The 21,505-nt window shown below is 64.7% G+C and carries 15 protein-coding genes; 9 read left to right on the forward strand and 6 right to left on the reverse strand.

Going from position 1 to position 21,505, the window contains the following annotated elements:
- The first annotated feature begins 171 nt into the window (after positions 1–171).
- The 6 genes from YWC_RS31445 (at position 172) to YWC_RS28300 (ending at position 8,161) form a co-directional block, all read left to right on the forward strand.
- Positions 172–1,329, forward strand: a complete 1,158-nt coding sequence (locus YWC_RS31445; protein ID WP_027864316.1) for a YaiO family outer membrane beta-barrel protein — start codon at positions 172–174, stop codon at positions 1,327–1,329.
- 3 nt (positions 1,330–1,332) lie between these two features.
- On the forward strand, positions 1,333–3,684 hold the full coding sequence (locus YWC_RS28295) for an LTA synthase family protein (protein ID WP_051306222.1): 2,352 nt from the start codon (positions 1,333–1,335) through the stop codon (positions 3,682–3,684).
- Positions 3,681–4,613, forward strand: coding sequence for a hypothetical protein (locus YWC_RS0104605; protein ID WP_027864317.1), 933 nt, complete (start codon positions 3,681–3,683; stop codon positions 4,611–4,613). Before YWC_RS28295 ends, YWC_RS0104605 begins: the two co-directional genes overlap by 4 nt.
- A 66-nt stretch (positions 4,614–4,679) precedes the next feature.
- Entirely contained in the window at positions 4,680–5,216 is a 537-nt protein-coding gene (locus YWC_RS0104610; RefSeq protein WP_027864318.1) for a dihydrofolate reductase family protein, read from the forward strand.
- Positions 5,213–5,788, forward strand: a complete 576-nt coding sequence (locus tag YWC_RS0104615) for a TetR/AcrR family transcriptional regulator (RefSeq protein ID WP_027864319.1) — start codon at positions 5,213–5,215, stop codon at positions 5,786–5,788. Before YWC_RS0104610 ends, YWC_RS0104615 begins: the two co-directional genes overlap by 4 nt.
- Before the next feature lie 102 nt (positions 5,789–5,890).
- Positions 5,891–8,161 carry a penicillin-binding protein 1A gene (locus tag YWC_RS28300; RefSeq protein WP_036213197.1) on the forward strand — a complete coding sequence of 757 codons (2,271 nt, stop codon included), beginning with the start codon at positions 5,891–5,893 and terminating at the stop codon, positions 8,159–8,161.
- Between the two features lie 51 nt (positions 8,162–8,212).
- On the opposite strand, the gene YWC_RS28305 is transcribed toward YWC_RS28300, so the two are convergent.
- The 5 genes from YWC_RS28305 to YWC_RS0104645 all read right to left on the reverse strand — a co-directional run bounded on the left by YWC_RS28305 (position 8,213) and on the right by YWC_RS0104645 (position 15,003).
- Entirely contained in the window at positions 8,213–8,734 is a 522-nt protein-coding gene (locus YWC_RS28305; RefSeq protein WP_036213064.1) for a c-type cytochrome, read from the reverse strand.
- Between the two features lie 138 nt (positions 8,735–8,872).
- Positions 8,873–10,480, reverse strand: a complete 1,608-nt coding sequence (locus YWC_RS0104630) for a mucoidy inhibitor MuiA family protein (protein WP_027864320.1) — start codon at positions 10,478–10,480, stop codon at positions 8,873–8,875.
- Positions 10,481–10,584: 104 nt separating this feature from the next.
- Positions 10,585–11,094, reverse strand: a complete 510-nt coding sequence (locus tag YWC_RS0104635) for a gluconokinase (protein ID WP_229413006.1) — start codon at positions 11,092–11,094, stop codon at positions 10,585–10,587.
- 69 nt (positions 11,095–11,163) lie between these two features.
- The gene (locus YWC_RS0104640) at positions 11,164–11,736 is read right to left on the reverse strand and encodes a DUF6624 domain-containing protein (protein WP_027864322.1); all 573 of its coding nucleotides are present in this window, start codon (positions 11,734–11,736) and stop codon (positions 11,164–11,166) included.
- 84 nt (positions 11,737–11,820) lie between these two features.
- Entirely contained in the window at positions 11,821–15,003 is a 3,183-nt protein-coding gene (locus tag YWC_RS0104645; protein ID WP_027864323.1) for an error-prone DNA polymerase, read from the reverse strand.
- Between the two features lie 100 nt (positions 15,004–15,103).
- Here YWC_RS0104645 and YWC_RS28310 point away from each other — a divergent pair, with 100 nt between their 5' ends.
- The 3 genes from YWC_RS28310 (at position 15,104) to YWC_RS0104660 (ending at position 18,455) form a co-directional block, all read left to right on the forward strand.
- On the forward strand, positions 15,104–15,910 hold the full coding sequence (locus YWC_RS28310; protein ID WP_051306223.1) for a PhzF family phenazine biosynthesis protein: 807 nt from the start codon (positions 15,104–15,106) through the stop codon (positions 15,908–15,910).
- Between the two features lie 90 nt (positions 15,911–16,000).
- Positions 16,001–16,468 carry an RcnB family protein gene (locus YWC_RS0104655; RefSeq protein ID WP_027864324.1) on the forward strand — a complete coding sequence of 156 codons (468 nt, stop codon included), beginning with the start codon at positions 16,001–16,003 and terminating at the stop codon, positions 16,466–16,468.
- A gap of 163 nt (positions 16,469–16,631) precedes the next feature.
- Positions 16,632–18,455, forward strand: a complete 1,824-nt coding sequence (locus YWC_RS0104660; protein ID WP_027864325.1) for a M61 family metallopeptidase — start codon at positions 16,632–16,634, stop codon at positions 18,453–18,455.
- A gap of 134 nt (positions 18,456–18,589) precedes the next feature.
- Here the strand turns inward: YWC_RS0104660 and YWC_RS0104665 are convergent, their stop codons facing one another.
- Entirely contained in the window at positions 18,590–21,487 is a 2,898-nt protein-coding gene (locus tag YWC_RS0104665; RefSeq protein WP_027864326.1) for a TrlF family AAA-like ATPase, read from the reverse strand.
- Between the last annotated feature and the right edge of the window lie 18 nt (positions 21,488–21,505).

A 21,505-nucleotide genomic window follows, 5' to 3' on the forward strand; every position in this document is an offset into this window, starting at 1 on the left:
GGTCCATGGACCGGGCGTTTTTATTTCCAATTCGCAAATCAACGTGTCAGACTGCCTAGAATTTGACGATTTTGCGCGACACTGAAGTGCGCAGCCTTGATGTTTCCTTGACGCACTACCCCTGCTAAGGCAAAGTTTTGCCTGCCGTTCCCGTCTCTTTCATTCTCACCCATGCCCGTCGATTACCAGCTTCCTCCCGCCGAAGTCGCCCAGGTTCAGCCTGCCGCCACCGCCTCGTTCGAACAACAGTATGAAGCAGCGCGCACGCTCGCCAACACAGGCCAGCCGGAACTCGCGCTGGCCGCCTACGATGGCCTGCTGGCGCGCTCGCCGGGCAATGTCGACGTGCTGCTCGGGCGCGGCATCGTGCTCAGCCGCCTGGAACGCTGGCCCGAGGCCGAAGCCGACCTGACGGCTGCCGCCAAGGCGTCGCCGGAATACGCCGACGTCTGGTTCGCGCTCGGCAAGCTTTACCAGTGGCAGGGCCAGCCCGCGAAGGCGGCCGAGGCCTATGGCCGCGCCGCCGTGCTGCGTCCCGACGACGCGACCACCCGGGCGGCGCATGCGCAAGCGCTGCAGTCCATGCAGCCGCAGCAGCCCCAAGCTTTCATGAGCAGCCCGGAAGCGGCGATCGCGGCGGGCTACACCTGGGTCGCCGGCTTGAGCGGCAGCTGGCAGGACGTGGGCGCCAGTCCGACCTGGAACGACCAGACGCTGAGCGTGCGCCATTACATGAAGCGCGGCTCGATCGGCTTCGAGGCGCTGCGCGCCCACCGCTTCGACCAGACCGGACGCGCCTGGGCCATCGACGCCTATGCCAGCCTGTGGCAAGGCGCCTACGCGAACCTGCGCTACCAGCATGCGCCAGGCGAACGCCTGTTCCCGGCCCATTCCGGCCGCGTCGAGCTGTACCAGTCGCTCGGCAACGGCTGGGAAGCCTCGGTCAGCGACGACCTGCTCGGTTTCGATGCGCGCGTGAACATCTACGGCGTCAGCCTCGCCAAGTACACCAGCAACTTCTACGTGCAGCTGCGCCACCAGAACATCGTGTCGCAAGGCGCGCGCAGCTCGGGCGACCGCCTGCTGGCGCGCTGGTACTACACGGGCGACGCCGACAGCTACCTCGAGGCTGCCGTCAACCGCGGCCGCAGCGACGATCCACTCTCGCTCAGCGGCGGTCGTGCCCGTTCGGGCGGCGGCAGCCTGACCTGGGTCCACTACCTGTCGCGCGAGTGGGGCGCCAGGGTCGGCGCCAGCTTTGCCCGCAGCGGCGGTAGCGGCGATGCCCGCGAACGCGGCCTTACGGTCGGCCTGTATCGCCGCTGGTAAGCCATGGAAGGCACCAGCATCCGCCAGCGGCTGAAGGCCGCACTGGAAGCGGCATCCGACGCCGCCGCGTTCGCCCTGTCTGCGCTGCCGGCGTTGATACTGGCCTGGCTGTGCTTGCGCGTCGCCGACGGCATCCATGCGGGCGCCGCCGGGGTGCCGCAATCGACCCTGTTCGGCGTCGGCGTCGGCAACGACGCCCTGTCGCTGCTGCGTTACGGCTTCGTGTTCCTGCTCGGCTCCCTGCCGCTGGCCTTCACCACATCGCAGCGCCTGCGCATCGCTTACCTCGGCACGCTGTGGAGCGCACTGCTGTGCCTGGATGCGGCCCTGCTGCAATACTACTGGGTGGCGGGTGTGCCGCTCGGCGCCGATTTGTTCGCCTACAGCGGCAACGAGGTCGCGGCCACCGTGGCCGGCGGCTGGCAGGCCAGCCTGCTGCTGCTGGGCGCGCTGGTCCTCGGCCTGGGCGTGCTGTGGGGCGTGCTCGTGCTGTCGCGGCACGAGCTGTGGCCGCGCGCCGGCGGGCGCACGGCCGGCATCGCAGTGGCGGCCAGCCTGGCCGCCTTCGCCTTCCTGCCGGGACGCATGACGCCGGTCGTGGTGCGCACCGACGCCGACCTGAACTTCGTCGCCAACAAGGCCGCCTTCTTCGTCGACAGCAACCTGGCCAGCCTGCGTGGCGAAGCATCGCAGGCGGCCGCACATTCCTCGCCGCAGGGCCGGGCGCCGTGGGACGGCGCGGACCCGCGCTACCCCTTCCTGCACGCCGAGCGGACGCCTGACACGCTCGGACCGCTGCTGCGCCGCGCCGACGGGCCACCCAACCTGGTGTTCGTGATCGTCGAAGGCCTGGGCCGCAGCTTCTCCGGTCCCGGGGCGCGCCTGGGCAGCTTCACGCCCTTCCTCGACGAACTGGCTGGACGCAGCCTCTACTTCGAAAACTTCCTGGCCGGCCAGGGCCGCACCTTCGGGGTGCTGACCACGGTCTTCGGTTCGCTGCCTTTCGGCGAGCACGGCCTGGCCGCGCTGGGCGAGCGCATGCCGCGCCACGACTCGCTGCTGTCGATCCTGAAAGACCAGGGCTATGACCTGCGCTTCTACTCGGGCTCGAACATGGAGTTCGACAACGAAGGCCTGTTCCTGCGCCGCCAGGGCGTGCAGAGCATCGTCAGCGAGAAGGACTACGGCCCGGGCGCACAGCGCGCCAACGACTGGGGCTATGCCGACCGCGACCTGGTCGAGATGGCGCTGCGCCGCGAAGCGGCGGGCAGGCCGCTGCCTTACGCCAGCATCATCCAGACCACCAGCATGCACACCCCGTTTACCTTCCCCGGAAAGGAGTCCTATCTGCGCCGGGTGGACGCGCACGTGGCGCGCCTGGGACTGCGCGAGCGGCCGGAATACCGCACCCAGCGCGAGGTCTTCGCCAGCATCCTGTACACCGACGACGCACTGCGCATGTTCTTCGAGCGGGCAGCCGGCCTGCCCGGCTATGCCAATACGGTGTTCGTCATCACGGGCGACCACCGCCTGCCGGAGCTGCCGATGGACACCCGCATCGAGCGCTACCACGTGCCGCTGATCGTCTACTCTCCCCTGCTCAAGGCGCCGGCCTCGATCAAGGCGGTGTCCTCGCAGTTCGACATTGCGCCCGCGCTGCTGGCCTGGCTGTCGAAGGACTATGGCCTGAAGACCCCGCGCCAGGTGACCTGGCTGGGGACCGGCCTCGACACCGAGAAATCCTTCCGCAACCTGCATGCGATCCCGCTCAAGCAGACCAAGACCGAGATGAGCGACTTCGTCTCCGGCACGGCCTACCTCGCACAGGGCAAGCTCTACACCCTGGGCGACGGCATGAGCATCGACCGCGCCGACGACCCATTGGCGCAGTCGCAGGCGCTGGCCCAGTTCCGCGCCTTCCTGAAAGCCAACCGGCAGGCCGGCACGGGCACGGCGCTGGCGCCGGAGGGCGGACAGCTCGCCGGCTGGAGCGGGGAACGCAGCCTGCACGGCGTGCCGCTGGTAAGGCTGGGGGGCGAGCTTGCCGTGCGCGGCGTGCGTCCGCGCGCCGGCAGCGGCCCGCTGGCGATCGAAGCGACCTTCAGCAACAGCGCCGCCACGGCGTCGCGCACTTTCGCGCCGCTGCTGGTGATCACCGACGAGCGTGGCGCCGAGATCGGCGAGACCACCTTCGAGGCACGCCGGCTTGGCGCCGGCGAGTCGGCCTCGGTCACGCTACGCCCGGATGTGACACGGATCGCCCCCGGCACCTATTACATCTCCGTGATTCCCTCCCATCCAGACACCGGCCGCTCGATCGGCATCGGCCAATACCACGTGGAGCTCAAACTGTGAAACCTGTCCTCGCCAGCCTGGCGCTGGTGCTCGCCTGCGCCGGCAGCGCCGCCCATGCCGCAAATGCCGCCGCACCGCGCGCGATCTGGACCTGGGAAGAGGACAGCACTGCCATGCTGCAGCAGCCGGCCGCCGCCGGGCGCGCCATCGCCTTCCTGAAGGAAAAGTCGGTGGACACCGTCTTCCTGTATGCCGACGCTTACCAGGGCCGCAACCCGCTCGTATCGGACCCAGCCCAGTACCGGCGCCTGGTCCGGCGCCTGCACGCGTCCGGCCTGCGCGTCTATGCCCTGCTCGGCTCGGCCCCCCTGCACACCGAACGCTACGTGCTGCCCGCGCAGCATGCGAATGCGGTGGCGATGCTGCAGCGCGTCCTCGACTACAACCGCACGGCGGCGCCTGAAGAACGCTTCGACGGGGTCAACGTCGACATCGAGCCACACATCCTGCCGGAATGGCCGGCGCGCAAACTGGCGCTGCTGGCCGGCTTCCTCGACATGTCGGATGCCTTGATGCGTACCGTGCGGGCCTCCGGACAATCCCTGCCCGTCGGGCCGGCGATTCCGTTCTGGCTGGACGGCATCGAACTGGAGTGGAAAGGCAAACGCAAGCCGGTGAGCCAGCACGTGCAGGACACCTACGACTATGTGGCGCTGATGGATTACCGCGACCGCGCCGAAGGCGGCGACGGCATCGTCAGCCATGCAATCGACGAACTGCAGTACGGCGCCGCCATCGGGCGCCGCGTGCTGATCGGCGTCGAGACCATGCCGAACGCGATCAGGAAGGTATCCTTCCACCACCTGGGCGAGGCCGACCTCGAGCGCGAACTCGGCAAGACCCGCGATGCCGTCGGCAAGATGCCTTCGTTCGGCGGATTCGTGGTGCATCACTACGGCGCCTACCGCACATGGCTGGGGCTGGACTGAGGGCGGCCATGTCGCCGGCGCCGAATACATCGGATAAAATATACGGTGTATAAATAAGGAGCCACCATGATTTCTGGACACGTTTTCATCGCTACCAGCCTGGACGGCTACATCGCACGCCCGGACGGCGACATCGGCTGGCTGTTGCAGCGCGACGACCCGGCCGAAGACCACGGCTACGGCGACTTCATCGCCGACAAGGATGCCATCGTGATGGGACGGGGCAGCTACGAGAAAGTGCTGGGCTTCGATCCCTGGCCGTATGAGCTGCCGGTGGTGGTGCTGTCGGCGCAGCTGGCCGGCACGCCGGTGCCCGCCGCGCTGCGCGGAAAAGTCCGCTTCTCGAGCGCCGCCCCGGCCGATGCCATGGCGGAACTGGAAAGCCAGGGCGTGCGCCGGGTGTATGTCGACGGCGGCCGGCTGGTGCAGTCCTTCATCCGTGCCGGGCTGGTCGAGGACATGGTGCTCACCACCGTGCCCGTGCTGATCGGCGCGGGCCGCCCCTTGTTCGGGACGCTGCCGCACGACCTCGACCTGAGCCTGGTGGCCAGCCGCAGCTTCCCGTCGGGGCTGGTGCAGTCCACCTATCGCTTCCTGCCATGACGCGGCCACGGGGACGTCCTGCACGCGGCGAAGGCGTGACGCGCGACGGGATCCTGTCCGCCGCACTCTCCCTGCTCGACGAGGACGGCGCCGGCTTCGGCATGCGCGCACTGGCGGCGCGGCTGGGCGTCACGCCAATGAGCCTGTACCACCACGTCGGCGACCGCGCCAAGCTGCTGCAGGCCCTGTCCGACCACGTGTATGGTGCGGTGCTCGGCCCCGACGCTGCTCCGGCCGGCGGGCTGGCAGAGATACGCGCCCTGCTCACCCGCTACCACGAGGCCGTCGGCCGGCATCCGCAGCTGACCCTGGCTATCTTCGCCGAGCCGGCCGCCTTCGCCGGGATCACCCGCGCGATCACCGAGCGCCTCACCCTGCTGCTGTCGGCGCTCACGCCGGAACACCTGCTGTGGCGCGACATCCTGGTCGACCACGCACACGGCAGCGGCCTGGCCCTGTGCGCGGCGCGCGGCGACTGGCAACAGCTGGACGCCATGCGCGAACGGTATGGGCAGGCGCTGGGCTGCATGCTGGGGCGGATCGCGGCACCAGGCAAGGGTAGCGCCAGCTGAGCCCACCCAAGGCAGGCGGCGCTACCTTGCCGGTTACGGATGCGCCCGCCAGGCAAGGGCGCTATGATCGGCGCCGCCTTCAACCCAACCCCGACGAACCCCATGTACCAGCCATTCCCGCTCCGCCCGGCCGTCCGTGCCGCCGTATGTGCCGCCCTGCTGCTGCCGGCCGCCCTGCCTGCGCGCGCCGGCGTCCTGGACGAAGTGCCGCTGCCCGACATCAGCGCTGTCACCGACTACCGGCCGAAGATCCCGCTGCGGGTGTACTCGGCCGACAAGGTCCTGATCGGCGAGTTCGGCCTTGAACGGCGCGATTTCGTGCCGATCGCGAAGATCCCTCCCCTGATGAAGGCCGCCGTGCTGGCGATCGAGGATGCGCGCTTCTATGAGCACAGCGGCATCGACTGGATCCGCGCGCTGGGCGCCGCCAAGGCCAACCTGGCGTCGCTCGGCAGTTTCCGCCAGGGCGGCTCCACCATCACCATGCAGGTGGCGCGCAACTTTTTCCTGTCGCGCGACAAGACCCTGCCGCGCAAGCTGACCGAGGTCGGCCTGGCCTACAAGATCGAGCAGGCCCTGTCCAAGGACCAGATCCTCGAGGTCTACATGAACCAGATCTACCTGGGCCAGCGTTCCTACGGCTTCGCCAGCGCGGCGCGCACCTATTTCGGCAAGCCCTTGTCGAGCCTGAGCCTGGCCGAGGCCGCGATGCTGGCCGGCCTGCCGCAGAACCCGTCGCGCCACAACCCGGTGGCTAATCCGGAGCGCGCGCAGCAGCGCCAGCAGGTGGTCCTCAAGCGCATGCTGGCGCTGGGCAGAATCACCGAGGCGCAGTACCGTCAGGCGCTGGCCGAACCGCTGCGCGTGCGGCGCGACGGCGGCGGCCCGGGTGCGGGCGCCGAATACGTCGCCGAGCTGGCGCGCCAGGCCGCCCATGCGCGCTTCGGGCAGGCGGCCTACGAGCACGGCTACACGGTCACCACCAGCATCAACGCGGCCGAGCAGACTGCCGCCTACGAGGCGGTGCGCCGCAACGCCATCGCCTACGATCGCCGCCACGGCTACCGCGGACCGGAAGCGCGCATCGCGCTGCCGAAAGCGGAACAAGAGCGCGAAGAGGCGGTCAACGAGGCCCTGCAGAAGCGCCCCGTGGTGAGCGGCTTCACGCCCGCCGTGGTGCTGGCGGCGTCGCCCAAGCGGGTGCGCGTCGTCACCCGCGACGGCGACACCATCGAGATCAAGGCCGGCGGGCTCGCCTTCGCCGCCCCTGCCCTCCTGCCTTCGGCCAAGGCCGGCCTCAAGCTGGCGCCGGGCGCCGTGGTGCGCATCGCCCCCGGTGGCAAGGATGGCTGGGCCATCACCCAGCTGCCGCAGGTGGCCTCGGCCTTCGTCGCGATTGATGCACAGACCGGCCTGGTGCGCGCCATGGTGGGTGGGGTCGACTACCAGCTGCAGAAACTCAACCACGTGACGCAAGCCTGGCGCCAGCCGGGGTCGAGCATCAAGCCCTTCGTGTATTCGGCGGCGCTGGAGCGCGGCTTCTTCCCGGGCACGACCATTCTCGACGAACCGCTCGATTTTTCAAACGAGAAGGCCTATGCCAACTGGTCGCCGCGCAACGACGACGGCCTGTTCGAGGGCCCGGTGACGATCCGCCATGCGCTCACGCACTCGCGCAACGTGCCGACGGTGCGCATGCTGCGCGCGCTCGACGTCGACTATGCGCGCGAACACCTGGGTCGCTTCGGCTTCGACATGGCGCGCCACCCCAGCAACCTGACCCTGGCGCTCGGCACCGGCGCGGTGACGCCGCTGCAGATGGCCGGCGCCTACGCGGTGCTGGCCAACGGCGGCTACCGGGTCGAGCCCAGCCTGGGCATGACGATCCACGACCGCGACGGCAAGCTGCTGTTCGAGAGCGGCAAGCCGCGCCCGCTGCAGGAGAGCGCGCGCGTGCTGGATGCCCGCAATGCCTTCATCGCGGACAGCATGCTGCGCGACGTGGCGCGCTTCGGCACCGGCGCCCGGGCTTCGCGCCTCTTGAACCGCACCGACCTGGCGGGCAAGACCGGCACCACCAGCAACGCCATCGACGGCTGGTTCGCCGGCTATGGCGCCAATGTGGTGGCGGTGGCCTGGATGGGCTACGACGAACCGCGTTCGCTGGGCAGTCACGAATTCGGCTCCACGCTGGCCTTGCCGGTATGGGTCGACTACATGCGCGTGGCGCTGGCGAAGACGCCGCAGCGCGAGCGCACGCCGCCCGAGGGCGTGGTGCGCGCCGGGGGCGACTGGGTGTACGCGGAGTTTGCCGAACCGGCGCCAGCCGTGGAGGGCGGCACTGCTGCACCTGTGGCGCCGCAGTCACCGTAACAAGGCAGGGCGGGTGCCGGAGCTTGTATCCGGCACCCGCCGTGTGATCGTTTATTTCGCTGGCGGCGCCGGGAACAGGATCGCCGGACCCTTCGGCGCCACGCCCGGAGCGAGCGCGGCGGGCGCCGGCTTGCCGGCCGGGCCGAGGTGGCGCACGAAGCGGTAGATCGCGCGCAGGTCTTCCCTGTCCATCTGGTGCAGCGTGAACCAGGGCATGGGCGGGCGCGCCTGCATGGTCTGCGCCATCCTGATCCAGTCGTCCTCGCCGAGCGCATTCATCGACAGGCGCAGGTTGGTCGGGTAGGTCGTGCCCCAGGGGCCGTGCCAGCCCAGTTGGTCACCCTGGAGCCAGTCCTTTTCGGGCACCTTGCCGGCGCTCATGCCATAGCCGGCGGTATGGCAGTCGTTGCAGCCGCCGACCTTGACGAGGTAGCGCCCGCGCTCGATGTATTTGCCTTGTGCCGTGGCGTTCGCCGCCGGCTGGTGGGGCTTGTTCTGTGCGGCGTGCACGGCAGGCATGGCGAGAGCCAGCAGCACGGCGGCGGCACAGGCTGTGTGAAGAGCTGCGATCATGTGGTCGGTTCCCGATAATGGCCGGCCCATGATGCAGCAAGTAGCCTGGCGCCGGCTGTTTCTTGTCAATAGGCGACAAGATAGCCGGCGTTCGCCGTCGATGGCAGCCCCACGACTGGGGGGATCGTGCATGCCTCCTTACGGCAGGCCCTGTACCGTCCCCTCCTTCGGATAATCGATCACGTAGTCGACGTTAAAACGGGCGGTCTCGTTCGGCTTGAGCGTGCGCTCCCAGCCGACCACGCCACGGCGCTGCTGCCAGTCCTTCACGCTCGGCTCGGGATTCAGGGAGATCTTGGCGCTGATCTTGTCCGACTGGCTGACCGGGGTCGGCTCGAGCACCAGGATATCGATCGGCTGGCGGTGCAGGTTGGTCACCACATAGGTGTCGGCGATGCGCTTCTGGTTCTCGCGCTTGAAGAAGCCCGCTTCGCCCGATTTCTCGTTGCGGCGCTCGGTCGTGACGCGCACCAGCGGATCGCGCCCGAAGGCCATGTTGAAGCGCTCGCTTGCCTGGGGATCCCAATGCAGTGCGCCCACGTAGGAACCGTCGCGGCGCAGCTGCACCTGGCCCGGCAGCCAGACGCCGTCGGGCCGCGCCGCATCGATGGTCAGTACCGCGGCATCCTTGTTGTCGCGCGGCGCGATGCGCACCAGCTGCTTGACGGCCAGGTTCTGCCTGGCCAGGCCGACCGAGATCTCGCGGCCGTCCGATGCCAGGTCGACCCGGGCCGGCACCTCGAATTCGGTGGTGAAGCTGCCCTGCGTCTCGATGACCGGCGCGATGTAGTCGTCGGCGGCGACGCGCGAACCCGTGACCGTCACGGCCCTGGGCGCCGGAGGTGGCGGCGCGGCAGGCGCACTCCGCCGGGCATACTGGAAGTTGAGCATTTCCTGCGCCTCCTGCGGCGGCCGGTGGGTCAGCAGCCACGGCAGTGGATCGGGCGCGTAGGCGGTCAGGTTCGGCTGGCCGGTCGACAGGCGCAGCCTGACCTTACTCCAGTCCTCGCCGGTCTTTTGCGAGATCGCCGCCATCCGCTCCAGTTCCACCGTGGACGTGTTCGAGTCCAGCGTGGCGCGATAGGTCGGCTTCCAGCCGGCGCGGTTGACCTGGTAGGACAGCAGGATCTTGCCGGGCTGGCGCACCGCGACCGCCACCGTCATGCTGCGGCTCTCGCGCGTGCTGGCCTGGAGCTTGGCGAGGTCGCCCTTGAGAGCCTCCAGCTGCCTGGTCAGCGCCCGCTTCTTCACCTCGGCCTCGTGCATGCGGGCCAGGGCCTCGCTGCCGCCCTTGCGGATCGCGTCCAGGGTCCCCAGCAACGCCTTGGGATCGCCCGCGGCACGTCCCGGGGCGTTGTCGCCGCCGCCGAGGCGCTCGAGGTAGCCCTGCACCAGCTGGGACGATTTGATCTCGGCATCGACCAGCGCGACCTGGTCCTGCAGCGCCTGGATCTTTGCTTCCAGTTCCGCTGCGCGCGGGCTCGGGCTGTCGACGGCGCGCTGGTCGCGCGTGAGCACCTGCCCGACCTGGATGCCCGGATCGGCCTGCAGGCGCACGGTGTCGGTATTGAAGTTGGCGAGCAGGCCGGTGATCTCGACCTGGGTCATGCCCGGCGTCACCTGGACCAGGCGTTCCACCGTGGCGCTGCCCGGATACAGGGTGACGCTCTGGATCGGCGCCTCGACGGCGGATGCGCCGGATGCGGCCAGGGCCAGGAAGATGGTCCACTGCTGCTTGATTGCCATGGAATCTCTTTCAAAAGTGAAATGTTTCCGCGAGCGTAGCAGATGTGGCCTAGCAAAAACCCTCACAAAACCACGACGTGGCAAGGACTGTGTAACGAGACGTTTCAGGAAGCGCCGCGTGTTGCCAGGACCTGCTCCACCAGGCGCTGCGGCGGCTCGCGCACGTCGAGCGTGACGCCGCGCTCATCCGGCTGGAGCGGTTCGAGGGTGCGCAGCTGGCTGTCGAGCAGCGATACCGGCATGAAGTGCCCGCTGCGCGCGGCCATGCGCTGCGCAATGAGGTCGCGGTTCCCGTGCAGGTGCACGAAGCGCACATCGCCGCCATCGCCGCGCAGCACGTCGCGGTAGGCGCGCTTGAGCGCGGAGCACGACAGCACGACCACCGGATCCGTCTGCCATGCCCGCTCGATCTCGGCGCGCAATGCCTCCAGCCAGCCGCGCCGGTCGTCGTCGTCGAGCGGGACCCCGGCCGACATCTTGGCCACGTTCTCCGGCGGATGGAAGCGGTCGCCCTCGATGAAGGGTGCGTCCAGCGCCTGCGCCAGGCGCGTTCCGACTTCACTCTTGCCGCAGGCGCTGACGCCCATCACCACCCATGCCGTCCGCTTGTCCATGTGCTCTCTTCGTCCTGGTTCATTGAGGGATGGCGACTGTCCGCTTGGGATGGGAGGCGCTGTGCAAGCTCATATGGGGATTGGCACACACTTCCTTGAACAGTTTCGCATACTCGGCAAGCGGCGGCAGGCCGACCGCGCGCCGGCGCTCGTCGACCCTGGCGATATCCTCGATTTCGAAAGGCTGCCACTCGGTCCTGCTGACGCAGCTGCCCTGGGTGCCGAAGCGTTGCGGATAGTGGGTGCGGTCGTGCAGGTAGGCGACATTCTTCCCGGATGCCTGCCCTTCCTTCCCAGGGGCTCCATCAAGGCCAGCACCTCGCGCTGGAAAGCCTGGTCCCGGTCCGCGTGCTGCGCGATCAGCCAGGCGGCCGTGGCGCCGTCCTGGCCGACCATCGCGACCGTCGGCCAGCCATGCTGCGCGACGATCTCCTTCAGGCGGGACCGGTTGGCGTCATCGACGGCGGCCCAGCGGCTGACATCGCCCTTGCGCGCGAGCTGGCGGACTTCCTGGTCGCTGGCCGCCATTTTCAGGAGTTCGTCGCGCAACGCGGCGTGCGTCAGGCCGGCGGCGTGGGCGCCGGCAGAGCCCGCGAACAGGATGGCGGCCGTGAATAGCTGTCCCAGGATTACGCGTTGCATGCTGTCTCCGAAGTGGTGGATTGCCCCCAGCTTACCGAAAACTGAGACACCGGATATGCGCGCATTTTCACGCTTCGGTCGTCCTCAGCAGAAGTCCCGGCTCGGCGCACGCAGCTTCCCGAGCAAATGCGACATGTCCACCAGCCGCTTGGCCACCAGGTGCCGCACCTCGCCCTGCTTCTGCCAGATACCGTACACCCCCAAGAGCGGGGCATTGAGCACCTCGCGCCGCTGCTGCTCCACCAGCGTCGGCCAGACGATCACGTTAATGTTCCCGGTCTCGTCCTCGAGCGTCATGAACAGCACGCCCTTGGCCGTCCCGGGCCGCTGGCGCACCGTCACCAGGCCGCAGGCGCGCGCCAGCTGGCCATCGGCATAGTCGGCAAGAACCGAGGCCGGCATGAAGCGCCTGGCCAGCAGCTGCTCACGCAGCAGCGCCAGCGGATGGCGGCCCAGGGTCAGGCCCTGGGCGCGGTAGTCGCCCACGATCTCGTCGGCTTCGGTCGGCGCCGCCAGCTGCGGCAGTTCCTCCTGCGGCGTGGTCGGGCGCAGCAGGTCGCGGTCGGGCACCGCCCCCACCGCCTGCCACAGCGCCTCGCGCCGGTTGCCCGCCAGCGACCGCAGCGCGTTGGCGCCGGCCAGCACCTGCAGGTCGCCCCGGTCGAGCTGGGCGCGGCGCGCCAGGTCGGCCACGCTCTCGAAGGGACGCACCGCGCGCGCCATCTCGATGCGCAGCGCTACCTCCTGCTTCAGTCCGCGCAGCAAGCAAAGGCCCAGGCGCACCGCCGGCTGGCGCGAGCGGTCCGTCGGATGCAGTTCTTCCAGGGTCGAATCCCAGCCGCTGATGGCGACGTCCGCCGGACGCACTTCGATGCCGTGGCGGCGCGCATCCTGCACCAGCTGCGAGGGGCTGTAGAAGCCCATCGGCTGGCTGTTGAGCAGTGCGCAGAGGAATGCGGCCGGCTCGTGGCACTTGAGCCAGGAGCTGGCATAGGCCAGCAGCGCGAAGCTGGCCGCATGCGACTCGGGAAAACCGTATTCGCCGAAGCCCTGGATCTGGCTGAAGATCGCTTCCGCGAACGCCAAGGTGTAGCCGCGCTCCAGCATGCCGCGCACGATGCGGTCGTAGTATTTTTCGAGCCCGCCCTTGCGCTTCCACGCCGCCATCGCGCGCCGCAGCTGGTCCGCTTCCCCCGGCGTGAAGCCGGCGCCGAGGATCGCCACCTGCATCACCTGCTCCTGGAAGATCGGCACGCCCAGGGTACGCTCGAGCGCCACCTTCATTTCGGGGCTCGGATAGTGGATCGGCTCCAGGCCCTGCCTGCGCCGCAGATAGGGATGCACCATCCCGCCCTGGATCGGGCCGGGGCGCACCACGGCCACTTCGATCACCAGGTCATAGAAGCGGCGCGGACGCATGCGCGGCAGCATGCTCATCTGGGCGCGCGACTCGATCTGGAACACGCCCACGGTGTCGGCCGCGCAGATCATGTCGTAGGTGGCCTTGTCGTCGGGCGGAATGTCCTGCATCTCGAACAGGTTGCCGTAGCGCTGGCCCACCAGTTCGAGGCCGCGCCGCATCATCGACAGCATGCCCAGTGCCAGCACGTCGACCTTCATCAGGCCGAGTTCTTCGAGGTCGTTCTTGTCCCACTGGATGACGCTGCGCTCCGCCATGGTGGCATTCTCGATCGGCACCAGGCGCGACAATTTGCCGCGCGCGATGACGAAGCCGCCCGGGTGCTGCGACAGGTGGCGCGGGAAGTTCAGCAGCTTGTCGGCCAGCGTCGCCCATTGCTGCGCCAGGCGCGATTCCGGGTCCAGTCCCGCCTCCGCCAGGCGCCCCAGCAGGTCGGCGCGGCTGTCGAACCAGTGGTGGGTCTTGGCCACCTTCTCGACGATGGCCAGGTCGATGCCGAGCGCGCGTCCGCTGTCGCGCAGCGCGCTCTTGGGGCGGTAGCTGATCACCACCGCGGCCAGCGCCGCCCGCTCGCGCCCGTATTTCCGGTAGATGTACTGGATGACTTCTTCGCGGCGCTGGTGCTCGAAGTCGACGTCGATGTCGGGCGGCTCGTTGCGCTCCTTCGAGATGAAGCGCTCGAACAGCAGGCTGGCGCGCGCCGGGTCGACCTCGGTGATGCCGAGGCAGTAGCACACCGCGGAATTGGCGGCCGAGCCGCGCCCCTGGCACAGGATGTGCTGCGAGCGCGCGAATCTGACGATGTCGTATACGGTGAGGAAGTAATGTTCGTACTTCATCTCGGCGATGAGCTGCAGCTCGTGCTCGATCTGCGCCTGCACCTTGGCCGGGATGCCCTCGCGGAAGCGCCGGTGCGCGCCGATATAGGTTTCCTGGCGCAGGAAGCTGGTGGCATCCATGCCGGGCGGGATCACTTCGTCGGGATATTCGTAGCGCAGCTCATCCAGCGAGAAGGTGCACAGGCGCGCGATGCGCAGCGTCTCGGCCAGCGCTTCGCGGCCGTAGATGTTGGCCAGGCGCAGGCGCGAACGCAGGTGCTGCTCGGCGTTCTGGGCCAGGCCATAGCCGCATTCGGTCACCGGTTTCTTCAGCCGGGTGGCGGTGAGCGTGTCCTGCAGGGGCTTGCGGGAGCGCACGTGCATCACCACGTGGCCGAGCGCCGTGATCGGCAGGCCGTGCTGCCAGCCCACCTCTTCCACCGCCTCGCGGTGCGGTTCGTCGAAGGCGCGGTGCAGCAGGACCAGGCCGAGCCAGGCGCGGCCAGGGAAGGTGCTCGCCATCCAGGCGGCTTGAGCGTGCAGGCGGTCGACGTCCGCCGCTTCGTGCGAGGGATAAGCGGGGAGCAGGATCGCCAGGCAGTCGGGCATGTGCTTCAGGTGCGCGTACGCGGGCGCGGGCCGGGCCAGGTCGTCCGGCGTGAGGAAGTAGGTCCCCTTCTCGCTGCGGGTGCGGCCCAGGGTGATCAGCTCCGCGAGGTTGCCGTAGCCGTTGCGGTTCTTGGCCAGCAGGATCAGCGACAGCGCCGGGCTGCCGTCCGGGTGCTTCAGGTGGAAGTGGGCGCCGATCACCAGGTGCAGGCCGGCCTTCTTGGCCTCGGCATGGGCGCGCACCACCCCGGCCAGCGAGCATTCGTCGGTCAGCGCCAGGGCAAAATAATCGAGTTGGACCGCGCGCGCCACCAGTTCCTCCGCATGCGAGGCTCCTTCGAGGAAGGAGAAGTTCGACAGGCAGAACAGCTCCGCATACGGAGGCAAAACCTGTGGTGGCGGAGAAAGCGGATCGGTCATCGGCAGGGTATGGGCGAACGGGATACAATGCTGGACAAACCGGCAATACTGTATAAAAACACAGTATAACCGAGACTTCCCGCTCGACAAGGAGAAACGCATGCAGATTCGTGCACTGAGCTGTTTTGGCGAACATGCCGGCGACGGCAACCCGGCCCTTGTCATCGAAGGCGGCCAGGCGAACGAGGAAGCGCGCCGCGCCCTGGCGCGAGCACGCAACACCACCTGCGTCTTCCTCGACGGCGAGGTCGTCGATTTCTATTACCCGCACATGCGCAGCCCCTTGTGCCTGCACGCGACGCTGGCCGTGGCGCACGTGCTGTTCGGGCGCCATCCCGATGCCGCCCTACTGTCGGTGACGACGGCGATGCGCGGCCAGCGGCTCGATCTGCTGCGCGGCGATCATGCCTTCTATGTTCGCCTGCAGGCGCAGGAAGTGGCGCAGCCGGTGCTGGCAAGCGGCCTGCTGGAGCACTTGCTCGCGGCGCCCGGCTTCGTGCCGGCATCGCCGCCGCGCGTCGCTTCGGTCGGCAGCCCGAAGCTGCTGGTCGAAGTGCAGGACGCCGCCACGCTGCTTGGCCTGCAGCCGGACCTGGAGGCGATCGCGGCATGGGGCAAGGATGCCGGCATCAACGGCATCTACGCCTGGTGCCGCCTTCCCGACGGCCGCTTCGAAGGCCGCAACTTCAACCACCTCGACCCGGCCCTGGAAGACATCGCCACCGGCGTGGCGGCGGGTGCGCTCACCGCGCTGCTGGGACATGGCATCGTGCTGCGACAGGGACGCGCCACCCGCCAGTCATGCATCATCAGGACCCGGGCAGAAGACGGCGCCATCCTGGTCGGCGGCCGCACGGAGCCGGCCGCCGTGGTCGAATCTGCGGGGCGGCCCCGATACGTTTGGTAGCATTCCTTACCAGTTGGCTTCACCTGCCCGGCCCGGTTTGCGGTGTAATGGACACATCGCGAAAGCACACCGCGTCACCAGGAGAACAGCATGAAACCAAGTTTGATCGCATCGGCACTGATCGCCCTGACCCTGACTGCCAGCGGCAGCGCGTTCGCCCAGCGCGGCGACCATGGCCACGACGGCCGCAACGGCAACGCCTATGGGCAGGACAGCCGCCGTGGCGACAAGCATGACAACGGCCGCTATGACAATGACCGCCATGACGGCCCACGCGGCAACGCCAACCAGCGCGCCAACGACCGCAATCACGATCGCTACTACGACGCCCGCCAGTTCCATCGCGACGACCGGCGCGGCGCCGGACCGCGCCACGACCTGCGCCGCGGCCAGCACCTGAGCAAGGAATACCGCGGCAGACGCTACGTTGTCACCGACTGGCGCGACCGCCACCTGAGCGCGCCGCCGCGCGGCCACCACTGGGTCCGCGCCGGCAACGACTACATCCTGGCCGCCATCGCCACCGGTCTGATCGCACAGGTCTTGCTGAGCAACTGATACGACACCGGATCAGTCCCGGAAAGGCCGCGCCCTGTAACAAGGCGCGGCCTTTTTTCGCATGGCCAGGCCGTATTGACACCGCCAGCAAGGGCTGTCCCCCGTCCGCGAGCTGGTATACACTTCCGCGCACGCTCTACCGGAGCTCATCCATCCTGCGGACATGAAACCACAACTCCTGACCTACGCCCTCCCCTTGATCCTGCTCGGCGCCAGTGCCACCGCACGCGCCGACGTCGATTACCAGCTGCGCATTACCGATGCGGCACAGCACCTGGCCGAAGTGCGCGCCACCTTCCCGGCAGCCACCGGCACCACGCTCGACGTGCAAATGCCGAACTGGCGCACCGGCCGCTACAACATGCTCAACCTCGCCAACGGCGTGCGCCTGTTCAAGGCCTTCGACGCCAAGGGCCAGCCGCTGCCGGTCGCCAAGACCGACAAGGGCACCTGGCAGGTCCGCACGAAGCCGGGCGACGCGGTGACGGTGCAGTACGAGCTGTACGCCAACCTGCTGGGCGAGCGCACCCGCCACATCGACGACACCCACGCCTACCTGGATGCCAGCGGCGTGTTCGTCTACGCCGCGCCCTTCCGCCAGGAGAAGGTGACAGTCAAGCTGGACGTGCCGCAGGGCTGGAAGTCGCGTTCGGGCATGGATTCGGGCAGCTGCGACCACTGCTTCGTGGCGCCGAACTACGACGTGCTGATCGACGCGCCGATCGAGACCGGCATCCACGAGTTCTACACCGACAAGGTGGATGGCCGTACCATCGAACTGGCGATCTGGGGCCGCGGCAACCACGACGGCAAGCAGATGATGACCGACCTGAAGAAGATCGTCGTCGAGACGGCGAAGATGTACGGCAACCAGTATCCGTTCCAGCGCTACCTGTTCATCGTCCACGCCACCGACGGCGTCGGCGGCGCCACCGAGCACGCCAATTCCACCGTCATCCAGAAATCCCGCTGGACCTTCGCGCCGCGCAAGGACTACCTGAACTTCCTGCGCGTGGCCGCGCACGAGTTCTATCACACCTGGAACGTCAAGGCCTACCGTCCGAAGGAGATGGTGCCCTACGACTACCAGAACGAGAACTACAACCGCCTGCTGTGGGTCGCCGAAGGCCACACCTCCTACTACGACGAGCTGATCGTCCTGCGCGCCGGCCTGCAGAAGCGCGACGAGTTCCTCGAAGGCTACGCCAAGCTGATCGACGACTACCTGCACCAGCCGGGCCGCTTCCAGCAGAGCGCGGCCGACGCCAGCTTCGACGAGTGGATCGCCGTCGGCGGCGAGCGCGCGCGCAACGCCTCGGTCAACATCTACTCCAAGGGCCAGGTACTGGCGCTGATGATGGACATCGAGCTGCGCCGCCAGACCGGCGGCAAGCGCGGCCTTGAGGACATGCACCGCGTCCTGTTCGAGAAGCACTCGACCGCGCAGGGCGGCTACGACGTGCCGGCCGTGCTGGCAGCGCTGCGCAGCGTGAGCGGCCAGGACTGGAGCGGCTGGTGGGCCCAGTACGTGGACGGCACCAACGAGATCCCGTTCGACACCCTGCTGGCCCAGGTCGGCCTGCAAAAGATCGCCGACGTGCCGAAAGACCAGGAGCAGAAGACCGAATGGTGGGCCGGCTGGACCCTGCGCGATGGCAGCGATCCGGCGGTGGTCACCGTCGTCGAGCGCGACAGCCCGGCATGGAAAGCCGGCGTGGTCTCGGGCGACACCCTGGTGGCCGTGAACGGCCTGCGCGTGTCCGCCAAGGACATCGGCGACAAGATGTCGCTGGTGAAGACCGCCCCGTTCAAGGTGCACCTGTTCCGCCGCGACGAGCTGGTGGAAAAGCAGCTCACCCCGCTGCAGCAGCCGAAAGGCAAGGCCAAGCTGAAGGTCGCGGACAAGGCGACCGACGCGCAGAAGGCGCTGAACGCGTCCTGGCTGGGCGTGGCCTGGCCGAAGGAAGAAGCGGCGGCGAAGCCCTGATTTCTAGTTGCGCAACGCTTCTCCGCCTAGTATATGAACCGCAGCCTCAGCTATCTGAGGCTGCGTTTTATAGTCAGTCAATCGAAATTGTCGAATTCACGGTTGTAATGAAGACCCAAAAAAATCGGAGAAGACTATGCTGTCGAAGCGTGATATTTATCCCTACGTGTAGAGAAAGCAGGCATCGTTCCTTCAAGCACCTCAACTAGCGCACTGTTTATATAGTCATCTTCAATACCACCTGCCATACAATTAAATTGATTCCCTTTATCCTTCTCTAGATTAACCTTGATAATCTGCTCTGAATCGGCAACAACCGCCAGATTCGGATTGTGAGTAACAATTACGATTTGACGCTTTCGCTTAGCCTTTTTGATAAACGGAACTAAGATTTTGGCAACGCTATAGTTATCCAGATTATCCTCAGGCTGATCAATTACTAACGGAATATCTTCTTTATCAAGAAGCAAATAAAAAATTAAAAGCAGAGCACCCTTTTCACCTGGGGAGAGCTGTTCCAAGCGCTTTCCACCTTGCTGCAACTCATAATGTGGCTGCACGTAGCCCAGAGAGAAAAGGAAGTTATAGAACTCCGCACGTTGCTTAACAAGATTCGAAATATATGTCCTAGAGCTCTCCTTTGCAGCTTCGCGCATATCATGCTCAAGATAATGAATCACCTTATCCAACATCGAGCTAACGCTCTCTACGTCATTCCAGTCAGTTGGGGCAATTATCTCGACCAATAGGATAGTTCTTCCATCCGGCCCGTAAAATGATCCAGATTTGTTTTGCTGGATAAATTTTAGGAGATTTTCTGCAAGATCGCTTTCTGAGGCCAACGTACTTGCAATAGCTAATCCCGGCACTTCAACTTCGTTGAAACATTTGTCGATCTCAATTTTAATATCATCATAAAAAGATCTAACCTCCGTTTTTTTTGCGAAAATTTCTTTAGATAGTTGTAGCCGAGTACTACGCAGATGGGCAAGCTCGATAGGGAGTTTTTCTTCAACATACGACAGCTCCTGTCTAAAAAATAAGAGCGAGTCTGCCGTTAGCGCATCTCCTTCGATCTGGCGCTTTTGATTTTCCCAATTTCGAACATCCTCTAAGTAACTTTGATATTCCTTTTGCTCCCCACTAAATTGGCCCTGCAATTTCGCGACCTCACAATTACAACGTATCTGCTTCAGCGCAAGGGTAGCCAATTTATCATATTCCAAGTCCTCGGAATAAAGATCGACTAAATTTTGTTTTACCAAAGCACCTTTCTCCTGTGCCTTCTGCTGAATTGCCGCATCGACGTTAGAGAAATCGTATTTCAGCGAAACCAACTGATCTATTTCGAAACCTAGGTTTTTCGCCTGCTCGCGTTTTAGCTCAATAAACTGAAGCAGTTGGGTAATAGAGCTAAAAATCTCGTCACGGAATTTTTCAAGCGAATCTAATTTAATGGACGTTTCGACGATCTGTGCGTCGACTTCCGCCATTTCTATCTCAATTTGTTCACGTCTTTTTGTCCAATTATCTAACTCAAGCTTCCTTGCGGCTACGCTTGGATCATTCGACATAGCCCCGGGGTCCTTTTTCTCCGGCGGCTTAGAAGCTAAATGCGCTAGCAATTCAGCCTCCTTCAATTTTAATTTTCCATTTAGGCTCTTCTTGAAGTCGGGATGAGACTTATCTTCCAGATTTATTATCCGACTGTTTATCTCAGCTAGTTCGCGAGTAAGCACCGAGATTTTTTCAACTATTGACGACTGCTTGTGACGGACGAGCTCAGCGAAATTTGCTTTTCCCAACCTCTTGTCTACCGGAACGTATTGAAAAACCACTTTTTCGATTTCATTTCTGAAGGCCTCAACTTTTCCAATCTCATTACAGACCTTCTCGAAATAGCTCTGTGGCAAGTAGCGTATTTTTGCTTGCTCACCCACTAAAACTGAACAATCCAGCTGTCGAAAATCTGTCCATGATCCCGTTTCAAACTGCACAGCAGCTGAGAATCGATCTGCCAATCCCTTTTTCTTAAATTTTGTCTTGTGCAAGAATAGATAATCGTCACCGTTCTCAGCGTCTGTACATAGCGCAAGAATGTCAGACAAGGCGCTTTTCCCGCTACCTTTATTTCCAATAATAGTTACGAGCTCACTATTGAGAGGAATTTCAACATTGTGAAACCATACGTGCTCCGGATCATGGTCGCCAGAGTTAAAAATTTTTAACGAACGAATATACTTAGTCGGATTGGTTCTCACACGACTAATCGCCGCCGGCTCATCCCCGATAAAAAAACGTTCGCCTGGCTCATTTAGCGCATGTAATAGTCCCGAGAAATTTGGAGCCCCTTTAATCCAAAGTTTGGATTTTCTGTGATATTTATTTATATTATGATTATCGGAACAAAGTACCATCGGAATAGTTCGCCCAATGTTTGGGAAGACGAATCTTTGGTATCCGTCCTGGTCCGATACCTTTCCAATCTCATAAATATCAACAATCTCAGCAATATCTCGTTTCTGCGCAGCCGCATGAGGAAGCGCATGAGTGATATTTTCAACTGAACCGCTTTTCTCACCGGCGTGAATACTGATCAGGCCACCAAGCTCTTTGATAATTTTCGCGGTTTCAAAGAGGTCACAATATACCTCGTTCTCACGCTTCCCGCCCCCGCGAATCTTACTTATTTCAGTGCGATTTTGAATTTGGGGCCAGATGAACTCGATATCTGCCTTTTCGGAAAACAACCCGATAAAATGAACCGGCTCCTTACCTCTAGCATCAGATAAGAACTCAATCCCCGGAAGAATTGTTATACCATGGGGTAGTCCTATACGTTGAAGTTCTCGAATACGCTCTACATCTATGACGTGATGATCTGTTATCGCGACTACCGACATACCGTTTTCACGAAGGACATCTATAATTCGCTCATTGCTGACAGATTTATCACCGTAATCGTACGATGAGGGTGAGTGGAAGTGGAGGTCCCAGAGACACCATTGAGAGCCCTTATTAATATTAATCATATGTCCTTTCAGTATTAG

This window comes from Massilia alkalitolerans DSM 17462, assembly GCF_000427785.1.
In the GTDB taxonomy this organism is placed as follows: Bacteria; Pseudomonadota; Gammaproteobacteria; order Burkholderiales; family Burkholderiaceae_D; genus Telluria; species Telluria alkalitolerans.

Coding starts and splice junctions, on each gene's coding strand:
- YWC_RS28310 (WP_051306223.1), top strand. CDS start 15,104: ATGCAGATTCGTGCACTGAGCTGTTTTGGCGAACATGCCGGCGACGGC.
- YWC_RS28300 (WP_036213197.1), top strand. CDS start 5,891: ATGTACCAGCCATTCCCGCTCCGCCCGGCCGTCCGTGCCGCCGTATGT.
- YWC_RS0104610 (WP_027864318.1), top strand. CDS start 4,680: ATGATTTCTGGACACGTTTTCATCGCTACCAGCCTGGACGGCTACATC.
- YWC_RS31445 (WP_027864316.1), top strand. CDS start 172: ATGCCCGTCGATTACCAGCTTCCTCCCGCCGAAGTCGCCCAGGTTCAG.
- YWC_RS28295 (WP_051306222.1), top strand. CDS start 1,333: ATGGAAGGCACCAGCATCCGCCAGCGGCTGAAGGCCGCACTGGAAGCG.
- YWC_RS0104615 (WP_027864319.1), top strand. CDS start 5,213: ATGACGCGGCCACGGGGACGTCCTGCACGCGGCGAAGGCGTGACGCGC.
- YWC_RS0104640 (WP_027864322.1), bottom strand. CDS start 11,736: ATGCAACGCGTAATCCTGGGACAGCTATTCACGGCCGCCATCCTGTTC.
- YWC_RS0104665 (WP_027864326.1), bottom strand. CDS start 21,487: ATGATTAATATTAATAAGGGCTCTCAATGGTGTCTCTGGGACCTCCAC.
- YWC_RS0104660 (WP_027864325.1), top strand. CDS start 16,632: ATGAAACCACAACTCCTGACCTACGCCCTCCCCTTGATCCTGCTCGGC.
- YWC_RS0104645 (WP_027864323.1), bottom strand. CDS start 15,003: ATGACCGATCCGCTTTCTCCGCCACCACAGGTTTTGCCTCCGTATGCG.
- YWC_RS0104655 (WP_027864324.1), top strand. CDS start 16,001: ATGAAACCAAGTTTGATCGCATCGGCACTGATCGCCCTGACCCTGACT.
- YWC_RS0104630 (WP_027864320.1), bottom strand. CDS start 10,480: ATGGCAATCAAGCAGCAGTGGACCATCTTCCTGGCCCTGGCCGCATCC.
- YWC_RS0104635 (WP_229413006.1), bottom strand. CDS start 11,094: ATGGACAAGCGGACGGCATGGGTGGTGATGGGCGTCAGCGCCTGCGGC.
- YWC_RS28305 (WP_036213064.1), bottom strand. CDS start 8,734: ATGATCGCAGCTCTTCACACAGCCTGTGCCGCCGCCGTGCTGCTGGCT.